The following is a 15,478-nucleotide window of genomic DNA, read 5'->3' as shown; positions in this document are numbered from 1 at the left end:
TTGTTAGCCAGCGAACGGTATTCCTATGCCCAGTTTTCGCGAGGACGCTCTACGCCGCATCCGGCAAGACGGTGATTTCGACGCCGTCGTCATCGGTGGCGGTATCAATGGTATCGCCGCCTATCGCGATCTCGCTTTACAGGGACTGCGGGTGCTTCTGGTAGAGCGCAACGACTTCTCGTCCGGTTGCAGTGCTGCACCCTCGCGCATGATCCACGGCGGCCTGCGGTATCTCGAAAATGGTGAATTCGGCCTTGTGGCGGAATCGCTGCGGGAGCGTGATGCGCTTCTGACGCTGGCACCGCATATGGTTCATCCGCTGCCGACGACGATCCCGATATTTTCAACCTTCAGCGGCCTGTTCAATGCGGCTGCGACCTTTGTGGGTTCCGGCGGAAAACCCGCCAGCCGGGGGGCACTGGCCATCAAGGCGGGCCTCATGCTCTATGATTTCGTCACCCGCAAAAATCGCATCCTTCCCCGACACACCTTCCGTAACGCACGCAAGACGTTGCAACGCTGGCCGGGCCTGACGCCAGGCATCAGATATTCGGCCACCTATTACGATGCGTGGATCAGCCAGCCCGAACGGCTTGCGCTGGAGCTTCTGATCGACACCCGGGCCGATGCGCCGCAAAGCATTGCGCTGAACTATGCCGAGTTTGTCCGCGCTGGCGGTGATTATGGTCTTAAGGTGGAGGGCACGGACGAAACCTTGCCCGTCCGGCCACGCATCATCGTCAATGCGACGGGCGCCTGGATCGATGAGACGATTGGAGCGCTAACGACCACACAGGCTGCGGGGAGGGCGAAACCGACCGTTTCCGGCACCAAGGGATCGCATCTGATCCTCGCCAACGAGGCGCTCTTTAAGGCCTTGAACGGCCATATGATTTTTTTCGAGAATGCCGACAACCGTGTCTGTATACTCTTTCCCTATCTTGGCCGGGTTCTCGCCGGTTCGACAGATATCAAGGTGGATCGTCCCGAACGGGTGCGATGCGAACCGGAAGAGCGTGATTATATTCTCGATGCGGTCCGTCAGGTCTTTCCGCATATTTCCATCGACCATTCCGACATCGTCTACAGTTTCAGCGGCATACGCCCGCTGCCGCGCAGCGACGCGGCCTTTACCGGAAGAATATCCCGCAGCCATTTCATCCACCGCGTGGAGGGCGATCCGCCGCAGCTCTGCATGATCGGCGGCAAGTGGACGACGTTCAGAGCCTTTGGCGAACAGGTGACCGACGAGGCTCTGGCCTTTCTCGGACGCAAGCGGCTGACTGGCACAATGAACCGCCCGATCGGCGGCGGCAGGAACTTCCCCAGCGGTGCCGGGCGCCTGCCGGCCCTGCTGTCGGAGGAATTTTCGATCGACCGGGACCGGGCCGAGTATCTGGCATCGGCCTATGGTTCACGTGCCTTCGAGTTGATGGGTTTTTGTCGGGGCCGTCCGGATGACAGTCCGCTTTGCGAAAAACCGCCGATCACGGCGGCAGAGGTGGTCTGGCTGATCCGCTGCGAACATGTCCGCCATCTGACGGATATCATCCTGCGCCGCACGACGCTTGCCATTACCGGCGTCATCGATGCCGATCTGATCGATGCGATCCTTGGCGTCGCAGCGCGCGAGCTGGGATGGGCGCCACAGCAGGCGGCGGACGAACGGCAGCGGCTCGTTGATGAACTGGAGACCTTTTACGGGGTCACGACGGCAATGCTTAAACACAGATGCAAGGAGAATGCATGATGATGCGGATTTCGAAAAAGGCGCGCATGAACCGGCTGTTCCGCAATGGTGGATGCTTGGACGTTGCCATTGATCACGGGGTTTGCAACGAGCCGAGCTTCCTCGTCGGGCTGGAGGATATGGCTCAAACTGTCGACAGGCTGGTGGAAGCAGCTCCCGATGCCATCCAGATGACCTACGGACAGGCGGACCTGTTGCAGCAAAGGCCGCAGCGCGACAAGCCGGCGCTCGTCATGCGCATCGACATGGGCAACCCCTATAATTCAACGCGCCACAGAGCCATGTGGTCGCAGCTCCAGAATTATCACGATCCGATCATCGGCGCGCTGGAGATGGACGCCGCCTGCGTCGTCGCGAACCTGTTCATGTTGCCGGACGAGCCGGAACTGTTTCGCCAATGCGTCGAGAATATCAGCCGCGTGCGCGCCGATTGCCATCGTTACGGCATGCCGCTGATGATCGAACCGCTGGTGATGTTGCCCAATGACGTGCGCGGCGGTTACCAGGTGGATGGCGATGCTGAAAAGATCGTCACGCTGGTGCGTCTTGCCTCGGAAATGGGAGCCGATATCATCAAGGCCGATCCCACCAGCAATCCGCTGGATTTTCACAAGGTCATCGAGGCAGCGCGGTGCCCGGTTCTGGTGCGGGGCGGGGGGCGTGAGGACTTGCGCAACGTGCTGGCGAAATCAGCGGCACTGGTGGCCGAAGGTGCGAACGGGATGGTCTATGGACGGAATATCTACCAGCATGACAACCCCAAGGCCGTCGTTGCCGCCTTGATGGCTATCGTCCATCAGGGTGCGGGCAGCGAAGAAGCATGGGACATCTATAATCGTGGCTGATAAAAATCATATATTGGGTCTGGATGTCGGCAACACGGTGATCAAGGCGGTGCTGTTCGACACGGCCGGCCGGCAGGTCGCGCAACACGCCATCGACGGCCATTCGACATTTCCGCAGCCCGGTTACGTCGAGCGCGATCTGGAGGAGTTGTGGCGCAACGGATGCGAGGCGATTCGCCAGCTTCTGGCAAAATCGTCCGTCGATCCCCGGAGCATCCTCGCCGTCGGTTGCGCCGGCCACGGCAACGGTCTCTACCTGCTGGACAAGGATCAGCAGCCCCTGATCGGTATCCAGTCGCTTGACAGCCGAGCCGCCGATGTGGCGGTAGAGCTTGACCGGAAAAGCGGCGCGCAACTACAGAACCGTTGTCTGCAACGGCCTTGGCCCGCGCAAACGCCCAGCCTGCTGGCCTGGGTGAAAAGGCATGCGCCCGATACATATGCCCAGATTGGAAAGGTGCTGTTCTGCAAGGATTTCCTGAACTTCCGCCTGACCGGTTGTCTTGCCAATGATATTTCCGATCTCAGTGGTGCGGGGTTGCTTGCCTTCCCCGAAGCGAAGCTCGACCGGGAACTCCTGTCGCTCTACGGGCTTGAGGATGCCGTCGCCTTTTTTCCGCGCCTCGTAGAATCGGCGGATATCGTCGGCCATGTGACAGCTGAGGCTTCGGCTCTGACGGGGCTTTCCGAGGGCACACCTGTTATCGGCGGTTTTTTCGATGTCGTCTCCAGCGCCATGGGGTCGGGCGTCATCAACGCCGGGGAGGCTTCTATCATCGCCGGCACCTGGAGCATTAATCAGGTTTTCGCGGATAAACCGGTCATCAGCCCCGATGTCTTCATGGTCACGACCTTTGGACGTGGCCGCTATGTCAATATCGAGTCCAGCGCCACCTCTGCGGCCAATCTTGAATGGTACGTGCACCGTGTTCGCGGTGACCATGGTGACCATGCCTTCGAGCGCTGCAACGATCTGGTCGGTTCCGTTTCGCAACGCGCCGACGATCCGTTCTTCCACCCGTTCATCTTCGGCTCGCGACTGGGCGCGGAATTTCGGGGTGGGTTTTATGGTCTGGCGGGATGGCATGGCGAAGGCCACATGCTGAGAGCCCTGTTCGAGGGTGTGTGTTTCGAACACCGCCGCCATATCGGCGTTCTCAGGGAAGCGGGGCTGCCGGTCGACAGTGCCGTCATGTCCGGCGGCGGTTCCCGCAGCCAGCATTGGCCGCAGATCATGGCGGACGTTCTTGAAATCCCGCTGCGTGTCGCGGAGGCCCGCGAGACCGGCGCGCTTGGTGCGGCCATCGGCGCGGCCGTGGCGGTCGGTCTCTATCCCGGCTATGAAGCGGCGGTCGCAGCGATGACCCGCGTGGCCAGTGCCTACCGGCCGGATGCGGGGCAACTCCCGCATTATAGGCGGCGCTACGGCCTCTATACACAATTGACCGACCAGTTGCGCGGCTTCTGGAGTGATCTGCGTTTGCAGGACTAAAGGCCCCCGGTTTTCCTGATCAGCGGCACGCAATGATGCGTGCCGCATGAGCTTGCTCGTAGCTTGCAATATATGCTGGCGTTTCGGAAGGTTCGGATATCGCGTAATATTTTGTTTGTACTGTAATATTACGGTTTTATAATTTATTTCTGTTTTCTTAATTGCGCTAAAAATATGAATTAAAGTAATTTTTAAGCATAGTTTTCTAATATTATCGTCTGGCCTGGTTGCTGACATTTTGGGCTTGCGCGCAGCGACCTCAGCCGTCGCGGCCGGGATTTTTTGTGGGGATGTGACATGCTGTTTAAATCGACAACGGGCCGTAATATCTTCGCAGTCGCCGCGTGCGGCGTCGTTGCAACGATCGCGGCTTCGGCCGTGCTGTTTTATCGGTCCTTTGAGGATACGAGGGCCAACAGTATGGAGCGTATGCAGCAGATCGCGCAAGCCGAAGCCCTGACGACCGAGAAAAATATCGGCGGCATGATTCACATCGTCAATAGCCTCGGCTCGGTTCTGGAATCGATGAAGCAGTCGGGCGATGCCGATCGGAGCAAGGCCGATCAGCTTATCCGGCACATGCTGGCGAACAATCCCGATTTGCTTGGTCTCTGGACCGGATGGGAGCCCAATGCCTTCGATGGCAAGGATGCGGACTTCGTCAACAAGGAGGGATATGATGCGACTGGTCGTTATGTACCCTATTGGGTGCGGAGCGGAGGCAAAATAAGCAACACCGCATTGACGGATTATACCACCGCGGGTCCAGGCGATTATTATCAGTTGCCCTTCACATTGAAGAAAACAGTCGTCATCGAACCCTATTCTTACGCAATCGATGGCAAGGAGGTTCTGATTACCTCGGTCGCGAAACCTGTCATCGTCGACGGTAAAACTCTGGGCGTCGCCGGCCTCGATCTGTCGCTGGAGGAAACGAACAAGGCGTTGTCAGCCGTCCGGCCGATGGGAACGGGCTTCATGAGCCTTGTGAGTGGCGGCGGCAAGATCATCAGCCATCCCGATGCGACGATAATGGGTAAGAACCTCGCAGATGGCGGCGCACAAACTGCAGGCTGGGATAAACTGATCGCCAATCCCGGAAAAGAGCTGGAAATGACGGCACAGGACGGCACGGTTTCCCTCGCCGTCGCCTTGCCGGTCATGCTCACCGGCGACATGAAATGGTACGCAATCGTCTCGGTTCCGGAAGACACGGTCTTTGCGCAGCTGCATGCAATGATGCGTGACGCCGTCCTGACGATCGTAACGGCGGCGGTGCTGCTGGCGTTGGCCGGCTGGTTTATTGCACGGCGGTTCATCAACCGCATCACGAATGTCATCGATGAGACCGCCCAGATCGCTCGGGGAAATCTCCAGCTGACATTGAAGGATATCGAGACCAGGGACGAGATCGGCGATCTTGCCCGCTCGCTTGACGTTTTGCGCGAAAACAATCGTGAAAAAGCCTTGCTGGAGCAGGAAGCGGAAGCCAACCGAACTCTTGGCGAACAGGAGCGGGTGGCCCGCGAACACAAGGCGGCCGATGAGGCGAGCGGCATCCGTTTCGCGGTTGACAGTCTGGCTCAGGCGTTGGCCAGGCTCGCAGATGGCGACGTGTCCTGTCGTATCAACGATCCCTTTGTCGAGCGGTTCGATGCCGTGCGCAACGATTTTAACGGTTCTGCCGGGAAGTTGCAGAACGCGCTTCTGCGGGTATCGGATAATGCCGCCGGTATTGATGCCGGCGCTAATGAAATCAAGGCAGCCTCCGATGATCTGGCAAGGCGGACGGAGCAGCAGGCTGCTGCCGTGGAGGAAACCGCCGCAGCTCTTGAAGAGATTACAATAACCGTGAAAGACGCCGCGAACCGTGCGCACGAGGCGGGCCGTCTGGTTTCCCGCACGCGCATCGGTGCGGAACGATCGGGCGAAGTCGTGCGTCAGGCCGTAATCGCGATGGAGCGGATCGAAAAATCCTCGAACGAGATTTCCAGTATCATCGGTGTGATCGACGAGATTGCCTTCCAGACCAACTTGCTTGCGCTCAATGCCGGCGTGGAAGCGGCGCGAGCCGGCGAGGCGGGCAAGGGTTTTGCCGTGGTGGCGCAGGAGGTGCGCGAACTTGCACAGCGTTCTGCCGGCGCGGCGAAGGAAATAAAGTCGCTGATCACAAAATCGAACCAGCAGGTCGAAGAGGGCGTGCATCTTGTCGGCGACACCGGCAAGGCACTCGACGCGATTGTCGCCGAAGTGCAGGAGATCAACCAGCACGTCGCCGCGATCGTCGAATCCGCGCAAGAGCAGTCGTCCGGCCTTCAGCAGATCAATACCGCCGTGAATCAGATGGATCAGGACACGCAGAAAAATGCCGCGATGGTGGAAGAAATGACCGCCGCAAGCCACAATCTTGCAGGCGAGGTCGATGCGCTGAATCGGTTGCTCGGCCAGTTCGAGCTGGGTTCAGGCGCACTTGCTCATCGGGGGGCTCTCAAGGCGGCTTGATCGGCCGCCACGGGGTTTAGTTCGCTTCACGTTCAGCGTCGCCAACCATAGGAAGCGGCCTGACGAAGCGCTGTTCCAGAACCTCGCTTCCCCACTGGCTGCCGGGACGTTCCTCTACACAGGTAAAACCCTGGGCCTCGTAAAGATGCCGTGCCGCCAAAAGTCCGTTGAAAGTCCACAGATGGGTTTCGGCGAATACTTTTTCGTCCGTGAACGCAAGGGCGGTTGCCAACAGCCTTCGCCCGACGCCGCCGCCACGCACGCCATCATCGACGATGAACCAGCGCAGATGCGCGGTTCCCGGTCCCAGATCTTCACCGTCGATTGCGACGGAGCCGATGATATCGTCTCCACGCATTGCGACCCAGATCGCATTTTGCGGGCTTTCGAGCCGGTTGCAAAAGGAGGCCAGACCTTCGGCAACAACGGATTCGAAGCGCTGGCCGAAGCCTGATGTCCGGGCATAATAAAGCGCATGCATTTGCGTGATACGGGCAATAAGGCCGGGCCTGTAGCCCCTGACGATTTCGATCGGGGGAGCCGCGGCGTCGGCCCGGTCTCCCAGCGCGTCGGCATAAAGGCGAAGCCCGTCAAGGATTTTTTGGCCATCCGCAGGCGCGAGCCGCGACAGTGCGTTTGATACCTGTCGGTTGGCAAAGGTGTGGATGGCTTCGACCCGCTTCTGCCCTCGCCCGGCGAGGCGCAACCGCTTGATACGACTATCCTCTTCGTCCGTTTCTTCCAGAACATCGCCCGAAAGAACCAGTTTGCGAAGCATGCGGCTGATGCTCGACTTTTCAAGCCGAAGCATCTTTCCCAGATCGCGTGCGGAAATGCGTGGGCATGCCTCGATCTCGATCAGGGCGTGCACGGCGGAGGGCGGCAGATCGGTGCCGGCAAAGTCTCCACCCATGAAGCCGAGTTCGCGCACGAGCCGACGCGAGGTGGAGCGGATATCGTTTATGGGAAAGGGTCTTTCGGACATGCCAAAATCCATTATGGTTGCATCATGCAACCATAATCATATTCGATCGGTCTTGCCAAGGTCACCACTGCGCAGCGCCGATAGCGTGAAAACCTCTCGAAACCGCTGGTGGTATCAAAGGGTTCATTCGGTACGGGTGATTATCCGACTATATTGTCGATAAGCTCGACAGGCCTCGATTTTCTCGCGCTGACACCGCTCTAGTTACGAAACCGCAGGTTCCGGCGTGTCAGTTGGTCGACGGTGGTGCAGCCCATCAGCTTCATGCCGCGCTCGATTTCGATGCGCATCAGCTCAAGCGCCCGCTCGACACCCGGCTGTCCGGCGGCGGCAAGCGGGAAAAGGTAATAGCGGCCAAGCCCGACGGCCTTCGCCCCCAGAGACAGGGCTTTGAGGACGTGCGTTCCGCGCTGAACCCCGCCATCCATCATGACATCGATACGGTCACCGACTGCGTCGACAATCTCGGCCAGTTGGTCGAAGGCGCTACGCGAACCATCGAGCTGGCGACCGCCGTGATTGGAAAGCACGATGCCGCTGCAACCGATATCGACGGCGCGTCTGGCGTCCTCCACGGACATGACACCCTTCAGACAAAAAGGGCCGCCCCATTCACGCACCATCTGTGCGACGTCGTCCCATGTCATGGATGGGTCGAGCATTTCGGTGAAATAGCGACTGATGGAGAGCGCGCCGCCGTCCATTTTGATGTGGCCGTCGAGCTGGGGCAGGCTGAAGCGCTCATGCGTCAGATAATTGATCCCCCAGGCCGGCTTGATGGCGAATTGCGCAATGCCGGAAAGATTGAGCTTGAACGGAATGGCAAAACCGGTGCGCTTGTCGCGCTCACGGTTCCCACCCGTGATGCTGTCCACCGTCAGCATCATCGTCTGCACACCCGCAGTCTTGGCGCGCGCCATCATATCGCGGTTGAGACCACGGTCCTTGTGGAAATAAAACTGATAGACCTGTGGGCCGCCGCTGATCCGGCGCGCTTCCTCGAGGCTGGTGGTGCCGAGTGAAGAAACGCCGAACATCGTGCCGAATTTTCCGGCTGCGGCCGCAACCGCCCGCTCCCCCTGATGGTGGAAGAGACGCTGAAGCGCCGTCGGGGAACAATAGACCGGCATCGCCAGCTTCTGCCCCATGACGGTGACAGACATGTCCACATCGGCCACGCCCCGCAACACGTCGGGAACGAGATCGCAATTGTCGAAGGCGGTCGTGTTTCTCCGGTACGTCACCTCATCGTCGGCAGCACCGTCGATGTAGTTGAAGATCGGTCCGGGAAGACGCTGTTTTGCCATTCGGCGAAAATCGTGGAAATTGTAGCAGTCTTTAAGTTGCATTTGTTAGTCCACCGATCCGCTCTGCAAACGTTAAAAGATGAAACCTGTCCCGGGAATTCTGCGTCTCATACGTCCGTCAAGCTGCCTCAGCTGCGCAGGCCCGGCGCTTCCTGTCCGGTGCTTTCTACATATTCCGTATATCCGCCGCCAAATTGGTGGATACCGTCAGGCGTCAGTTCCAGCACCCGGTTGGAAAGGGCGGCCAGGAAATGGCGGTCATGCGAAACGAAAAGCATCGTGCCTTCATATTCCGACAGGGCCTTGATCAGCATTTCCTTGGTGTCGAGGTCGAGATGGTTCGTCGGCTCGTCCAGCACGAGGAAATTCGGCGGGTCGAACAGCATGGCAGCCATGACCAGACGGGCCTTCTCACCGCCGGACAAAACGCGGCAGCGCTTCTCCACATCGTCACCGGAAAAACCGAAGCAGCCGGCAAGGGCGCGCAGCGGTGCCTGCCCGGCTTTCGGGAAACGTTCCTCCAGCCATTCCAGAATGGTGCTGTCGCCGTCCAGAACATCCATGGCGTGCTGGGCGAAATAACCAAGCTTGACGCTGGCGCCGAGAGTGACATTGCCGGAATCCGGCGTGGTCGTGCCAGTCACGAGTTTCAGCAAGGTGGATTTTCCGGCACCATTGACGCCCATGATGCACCAGCGCTCCTTGCGCCGCACCATGAAGTCCAACTCGCCATAGATCGTGCGGCTGCCATAGGCCTTGTTCACTTTCTTCAGCGCGACGACATCTTCGCCAGATCTCGGCGCCGGCGCAAATTCGAAAGCGACCGTCTGGCGCCGCTTGGGCGGCTCGACGCGGTCAATCTTTTCGAGTTTCTTGACGCGGCTCTGCACCTGTGAGGCATGCGAGGCACGCGCCTTGAAGCGCTCGATGAACTTGATTTCCTTAGCGAGCATCGCCTGCTGGCGTTCGAACTGCGCCTGCTGCTGCTTTTCGTTCTGCGCACGCTGCTGTTCGTAAAAGCCGTAGTCGCCGGAATAGGTGGTGAGGTTGCCAGCGTCAATTTCGATGATCTTGGTAACGATGCGGTTCATGAATTCGCGGTCGTGCGAGGTCATCAAAAGCGCGCCGTCGTAGTTCTTCAGAAAATCTTCGAGCCAGATCAGGCTTTCGAGATCGAGATGGTTCGATGGTTCGTCAAGCAGCATCACGTCCGGGCGCATCAGAAGGATGCGGGCGAGCGCTACGCGCATCTTCCAGCCGCCGGAAAGTTTGGCGACGTCGCCATCCATCATTTCCTGACTGAAGCTCAGCCCGTCCAGAACCTCGCGCGCGCGGCCCTCCAGCGCGTAGCCGTCCAGTTCTTCATACCGCGCCTGCACTTCGCCGTAACGCTCGATGATGGCATCCATTTCGTCCATCCGGTCGGGATCGGACATGGCGGCTTCCAGCTGCCGGAGTTCGGCTGCGACTTCGCTGACCGGGCCGGCGCCTTCCATGACTTCGGCCACGGCGGAACGGCCGGACATTTCGCCGACGTCCTGGTTGAAATAACCGACCGTCATGCCCTTTTCGACGACGACCTGTCCCTCGTCGGGCTGTTCCTCGCCGGTCATCATTCGGAACAGTGTGGTCTTGCCAGAGCCGTTCGGGCCGACAAGGCCGATCTTCTCGCCGCGATTGAGCGCAGCGGAGGCCTCGATGTAGAGAATGCGGTGACTGTTCGACTTGCTGATATTTTCGATGCGGATCATGACAGGGGCCTGTGAATGGGAGCGGCTCTCCTATGCCATGTGTCGCCGGCGCTGTCACCTGCCGCGCACGCCGTGCCAGCCATGCAACCCGGCAAGGTCGCCCCGGGAACATTGCTCCCCGGAAGCGAGGTCGTTTCCGGGGAAGCTGGCTTGATTTTCCGTTAATTGGTCAGCGTTGCCAAACTGCCGGCAGCCTTGCGGGCAATTTCGCCGAAGGCGGTAACGATCTGCTCCATATTTTCAGGCGCGTAATAATTGTCGAGACTGGACGCACAATGTTGCAGCAGCGACTTGCCCTTGTCCGGCGCCATGAACGCGACGCTGAAAATCTTGATACCGTCTTTCTTGGCCGTATCGCAGGTATTGCGCACGGTCTGGTCGATGCTGGAACTCCAGGAGGAGCTGTTCCCCGTCATTTCGCCATCCGTCATGAGAACGATGTATCGCTCGAAGGATTCGCTTTTCTTGTCCTTGTGTTCTTTCGCTTCAACGATATTCGCTTTTTTAAGGGCGTTGTATGCGGCATTCAGACTGCTGCGGGCATCCGTACCGCCAGACGGAAACTCCGGGATCTGTTTGTCGACATAGGTGGCAACGCTGCTAGTACCCCAGGTGATAGGCTGGGCCGCGTAGGTCTCATGCGTATAGACCGAGGCTCCTGTTCGAACCAGTTCGGAACCGCCGTTGGCGGTATAAGTGGGATCGGCCTTGTTCAACGTCGCGACGAGATAGCCGACCGCGGTTTTTAGTGAAGTAGCCTTGTTGACGTAGCAGGGCGATGTATTTTTGAGATTGGGATAACTCCCCCAGTTATCGACCGTGTAGTTCTGGCACGACGTTTTCTTGGTGTTGAGCGTATCGGTCTTGAAGGACATCGAACCCGAGCGGTCGAGCACCAGATACATGGAGATCGGCGCGCCCTTGTTGACAGTGCTTACCGCGGTGCCTGTCGCGGCAAGATCGAGTGTTTTCGCCCCGAAGAACCCCAAGAGCGGATTAAGCTGCATCTGGTAGTTTATCGTGGTCTGGATGGTGTAGGTCTTGCCGCGCGCATCGTCCGTTGTGCCAATATTGACTGGAGAGTTTTTCTCGAGCGCCTTCTTCTCCTCCTCGGTCAGGGTCTTTTCCATCTGGCTGGCGATGAAGGCCTTGGCGATTTCCTTGATTTGTTCGTCCGTCAGAGCGCCTTCTTTCAAGCGGGCCTCGGTCGCCGCCGCGAGAGCCGCCGAATCCGCCGTGTTCTGCAGGTCCGCTTTCACCTGCATCACATTCGCCAGCTCCATGCCGGCTCCCGCAAAACCAAGCAGCACCGGCAGCAATATTGCCGTCATCATGCCAAAATTGCCGCCCGTATCGGCAAGGAAACGGCGCGTCATTTTTTGATATGCGGAGGAGATCATAACGGGCTCACTAATTAGAACATTAGACTGAGCGCAGGAAACCCGCAAACGATGTAGAATCCACTAATGTAGACGGTTAAATTTTATACGTCGCTCAAATTGGTGCAGTTTTTCAAGTATTAATTCGAGTATGCTCATAATAACACGTAATGTATCATTACTGGACGGGAATGACGTCGACGGCCTGTTTGATCTGCTGGTTGCCGTAGCTCTTCAATACGCCGATCACCGGCGCGACATCGGAATAGTCCCGGCCATAGCCAACGACGATATGGTCGCTGCCGGCAACGATATCGTTGGTGGGGTCGAGCTCCAGATAACCGGCAGCCTCACCGCACCATACGCGAACCCAGGCATGCATCGCATCGGCACCTTCCAGACGTTCCTTGCCCGTCGGGGGGATGGTGCGCAGGAAGCCGCTGACGTAACCGGCGGGAATGCCGAGGCTGCGCAGCGCCATGATCATGATATGCGAAAAGTCCTGGCATACGCCGCGTTTCAGCTTGAAGGCTTCCGACGGTGTCGTATCGACAGTCGTCGCTTCACCGTCATAGGTGAAGTCCTTGTGTATGCGTTTGCACATCGAGAGTGCGATTTCGCGAATGGTCATTCCGGGCTTCAGCAATTCCCGCGCATAGGCCGATATCGCCGTATCCGTCCCCAGTCTCGGGCTGGCGCCGATGAAGTGATGCGGTGACTGGAAGTCGACCGACCAGACGTCGGCAAGGTCTTGCGGCAGGCGTGAAAGCTCGGGTGAAAAATCTGCCGTCAGCGCAGGTGCCTCCACCATCACACGCGCCTGCATGCGGATATCCAGCTTTTCGTGCGGTGCGCGCAGATGCACTGAGGTGGCCGATTGATGAAAGAAATCCTCAAAGACCGCCCGTTCTTCCGGCACCGGCGAAACATCGATGGTGCCGGCGATGAAGCGCTGACGGCCCGGGATCGACAGGGGCAGCACGCGGATGATGTGGCGCGCGCCATGGGCCGGCGTGTCGTAGGTGTAACCCATATGCAGGGAAAGGTCATAAAGCATCGGGTTATCCGAGATATGTCTGGGCCAGAACATCGGAGAGATGTTCCATGTCCGTTTCGAGCTGTCGGTAGATCGCGCCGTTCATGTTTTCCGGCGTCATGACGGCAAGGCCGGAATGCAGCCGCATCGCCTCGCGGTAAAAGGGCGACATCTGGCCGTTCGTAAAGGCGTTCGGCAGCTGCTCCACCTCAGTACGAATCTCGTTCAGCTGAAACAGGATGGACCGTGGGTTGAGCGGATCGAGCGCCAGAAGATCGGTGACGGTCAGACCCGCCGTGCTGACATTGTAGCGGCGGCGATGGGTCATGACGCTATCACCGATTTCGAGCAGCATGTCATAGGATCCATCTGGCGCATCCGGTCCGGTCATATGGCCGAGAAGCCTTGTCATATGCAGGCCACGCTCGAGATAGCGGCCGATCGACAGGAAACGCCAGCCGGTGAAACGATACATGTTTTCGTGCACGAGACCGGCGAAGCCTGCAAGCTTGCGAAGGAGGATCGTCATGGCATGGGTCGCGTCGTCCCCCGGCGAAACCTTTGCGTGGAACCGACGGGCAGTCTTGGCAAGGTCATTTAGAGCAAGCCATCCGTCCGGCGAAAAACGGTCTCGGATGTTGCTGGCGGAATAGAGCGCGCTGTTGATGTTGTTCAGCAGGCTTTCCGGCACGGCATCGTTCATTTCCACATCCAGCGCTTCGAGATAACGCGTCACATGCGCAAGCAAGGGCTGACGTGGGTCGGCGGATTCGGCATAACGTCCGTGCCAGGCGCGCAAGATGCGCAATGCGCCTTCCGAACGTTCGATATAGCGGCCGAGCCAGAAGAGATTGTCCGCCGCACGGCTTGGCAGGCTGCCCGGCATATTGCGGGTGAAGCTTTCTTCCGCCGGTAAAAGCGTGGTGCGTTCCACCGGCTTGTCGCTGACGATCCAGACATCCGCGGCACTGCCGCCTGATTGCATGGCGATGGCCGATACATCGTTGCCGCTGCCGATCCGCGCAAAGCCGCCCGGCATGATCTGCCAGCCATCCTGGGTGCGGGCGGCAAAAACGCGAAGGCTCATCGGGCGCGGCACGAGCTTGTTGTCGATATAGGCCGGCGTGGTGGAAAGCGTCACCACCTCTTGGCCGACAAGCCTGTGGCCATCGGAAGCGAGCCAGTCGCTGATCGATTCCTTCGCCGTTTCACGCAAGGACGAGCCGAGCACGGACTGACCGTTGTCTTCGAAGAAGGGCAGCCGGGAATAGGCCGGGCCGATGACCATGCCCTCGATATTGCCGGCAACGTGGCGGCGCTCGGATTCCTGTCCGCACCACCAGGTCGCGATGGACGGCAGTTTCAGGTCTTCGCCAAGCAGGTGGCGACAGACGCGCGGCATGAAAGACAGCAGGGCCCGTGTTTCGAGAATGCCGGTGCCGAGCGCGTTGACGATTGTCAGTGCTTCATTGCGCAGCGCCTGCACCATGCCGGGCGTACCGATGTGGGATTGCTGGTTCAGTTCCAGCGGATCGGAATAGGAGGCATCGAGGCGCCGCCAAAGCACGCCGATCGGTTTCAGTCCGGCCACGGTCCTTACCATCACGCGGCCGTTGACCACGGTCAGATCCTCACCCTCTAGCAGCATGAAGCCGAGATAGCGGGCGATATAGGCGTGTTCGAAATAGGTTTCGTTGGCGGGGCCGGGCGTCAGCACGGCGATGCGGTCATCCGGATGTTTTCTGTGCGACTGCAAAGTGTCGCGGAAAGCGCCGAAGAATGAAGCGAGACGGTGAACATGGGTTTCGGCATAGATGTCGGAAAGCGCGCGCGTGGTCGCCACCCGGTTTTCCAGCGCAAAGCCTGCGCCGGAAGGCGCCTGTGTCCTGTCGGCCAGTACCCACCAGTTGCCATCAGGTCCGCGTCCAATCTCGAACGAGCAGAAATGCAGATAATGGCCGCTTGCCGGTTTTACGCCGACCATCGGCCGCAGATATTCCGGATTGGAGGCGATCAGTGCCGGCGGTACGTAACCTTCCTTCACCAGCCGGTTTTCGCCGTAAAAATCGGCGACCATGGCTTCCAGAAGATTGGCGCGCTGTTTAAGCCCTTCGGAAAGAACCGTCCATTCCTTGTCGTCGATCAGCACCGGAATATGGGAGATCGGCCAGTTTCTTTCGCTGCTGCCCTTGCTGTAATCGCGGTAAAACACGCCCGCATCGCGCAGATAGCGGTCGGTGCGGGCAAAGCGCTCATGCAGTTCGCGTTCCGACATGCGCGACAGGGCACCGAGCAGGGTTTTCCAGACCGGTCTGACCTTGCCGTTGGTATCGAGCATCTCATCGGCCACGCCGGGCAAGGTGGAGTAGTCAAGCCCGCGCGATTGCGCGCTCGTTTCCGTCTTGCGTTCCGTGGCCGGGGCTTTGGACAA

General features: G+C 59.0%; 10 protein-coding genes. 4 read left to right on the top strand and 6 right to left on the bottom strand.

Translation table 11 applies throughout. The features are described 5' to 3' along the window. Positions 1–25 precede the first annotated feature (25 nt). From F617_RS0108010 to F617_RS0107995, 4 genes are all read left to right on the top strand, one after another. Positions 26–1,750, top strand: a complete 1,725-nt coding sequence (locus tag F617_RS0108010; RefSeq protein ID WP_019564980.1) for a glycerol-3-phosphate dehydrogenase/oxidase — start codon at positions 26–28, stop codon at positions 1,748–1,750. Positions 1,751–1,752: 2 nt separating this feature from the next. After that, entirely contained in the window at positions 1,753–2,595 is an 843-nt protein-coding gene (locus F617_RS0108005) for a class I fructose-bisphosphate aldolase (protein ID WP_026330724.1), read from the top strand. Next, the gene (locus F617_RS0108000) at positions 2,588–4,087 is read left to right on the top strand and encodes an FGGY-family carbohydrate kinase (RefSeq protein ID WP_019564978.1); all 1,500 of its coding nucleotides are present in this window, start codon (positions 2,588–2,590) and stop codon (positions 4,085–4,087) included. The genes F617_RS0108005 and F617_RS0108000 overlap by 8 nt, the downstream gene beginning before the upstream one ends. A 297-nt stretch (positions 4,088–4,384) precedes the next feature. Continuing rightward, entirely contained in the window at positions 4,385–6,589 is a 2,205-nt protein-coding gene (locus F617_RS0107995; RefSeq protein ID WP_019564977.1) for a methyl-accepting chemotaxis protein, read from the top strand. A 16-nt stretch (positions 6,590–6,605) separates the two neighbouring features. Here F617_RS0107995 and F617_RS0107990 read toward each other — a convergent pair whose 3' ends face one another. The 6 genes from F617_RS0107990 to F617_RS0107965 form a co-directional block, all read right to left on the bottom strand. Continuing rightward, a complete protein-coding gene (locus F617_RS0107990; protein ID WP_080802077.1) occupies positions 6,606–7,574 on the bottom strand; it encodes a MarR family winged helix-turn-helix transcriptional regulator in 969 nt (322 codons plus the stop codon). Between the two features lie 200 nt (positions 7,575–7,774). Next, positions 7,775–8,923, bottom strand: coding sequence for an alpha-hydroxy acid oxidase (locus tag F617_RS0107985; RefSeq protein WP_003511540.1), 1,149 nt, complete (start codon positions 8,921–8,923; stop codon positions 7,775–7,777). An 86-nt stretch (positions 8,924–9,009) separates the two neighbouring features. Continuing rightward, a complete protein-coding gene (locus F617_RS0107980; protein WP_003511539.1) occupies positions 9,010–10,632 on the bottom strand; it encodes an ABC-F family ATP-binding cassette domain-containing protein in 1,623 nt (540 codons plus the stop codon). 161 nt (positions 10,633–10,793) lie between these two features. Beyond that, positions 10,794–12,032 carry a TadE/TadG family type IV pilus assembly protein gene (locus tag F617_RS0107975; protein WP_003511537.1) on the bottom strand — a complete coding sequence of 413 codons (1,239 nt, stop codon included), beginning with the start codon at positions 12,030–12,032 and terminating at the stop codon, positions 10,794–10,796. Positions 12,033–12,189: 157 nt separating this feature from the next. Further along, the gene (locus tag F617_RS0107970; protein WP_019564975.1) at positions 12,190–13,068 is read right to left on the bottom strand and encodes a transglutaminase family protein; all 879 of its coding nucleotides are present in this window, start codon (positions 13,066–13,068) and stop codon (positions 12,190–12,192) included. A gap of 4 nt (positions 13,069–13,072) precedes the next feature. Next, positions 13,073–15,478 carry a circularly permuted type 2 ATP-grasp protein gene (locus F617_RS0107965; RefSeq protein WP_019564974.1) on the bottom strand — a complete coding sequence of 802 codons (2,406 nt, stop codon included), beginning with the start codon at positions 15,476–15,478 and terminating at the stop codon, positions 13,073–13,075.

It is taken from the genome of Agrobacterium sp. 10MFCol1.1 (assembly GCF_000381165.1).
GTDB lineage: Bacteria > Pseudomonadota > Alphaproteobacteria > Rhizobiales > Rhizobiaceae > Agrobacterium > Agrobacterium tumefaciens.
This window is presented reverse-complemented; position numbering and strand designations above follow the sequence as displayed.

Excerpts from the sequence above, each read along its gene's own strand:
- F617_RS0108010 (WP_019564980.1), top strand. The coding sequence starts at position 26 with ATGCCCAGTTTTCGCGAGGACGCTCTACGCCGCATCCGGCAAGACGGT.
- F617_RS0108005 (WP_026330724.1), top strand. The coding sequence starts at position 1,753 with ATGCGGATTTCGAAAAAGGCGCGCATGAACCGGCTGTTCCGCAATGGT.
- F617_RS0107995 (WP_019564977.1), top strand. The coding sequence starts at position 4,385 with ATGCTGTTTAAATCGACAACGGGCCGTAATATCTTCGCAGTCGCCGCG.
- F617_RS0107990 (WP_080802077.1), bottom strand. The coding sequence starts at position 7,574 with ATGTCCGAAAGACCCTTTCCCATAAACGATATCCGCTCCACCTCGCGT.
- F617_RS0107985 (WP_003511540.1), bottom strand. The coding sequence starts at position 8,923 with ATGCAACTTAAAGACTGCTACAATTTCCACGATTTTCGCCGAATGGCA.
- F617_RS0107980 (WP_003511539.1), bottom strand. The coding sequence starts at position 10,632 with ATGATCCGCATCGAAAATATCAGCAAGTCGAACAGTCACCGCATTCTC.
- F617_RS0107975 (WP_003511537.1), bottom strand. The coding sequence starts at position 12,032 with ATGATCTCCTCCGCATATCAAAAAATGACGCGCCGTTTCCTTGCCGAT.
- F617_RS0107970 (WP_019564975.1), bottom strand. The coding sequence starts at position 13,068 with ATGCTTTATGACCTTTCCCTGCATATGGGTTACACCTACGACACGCCG.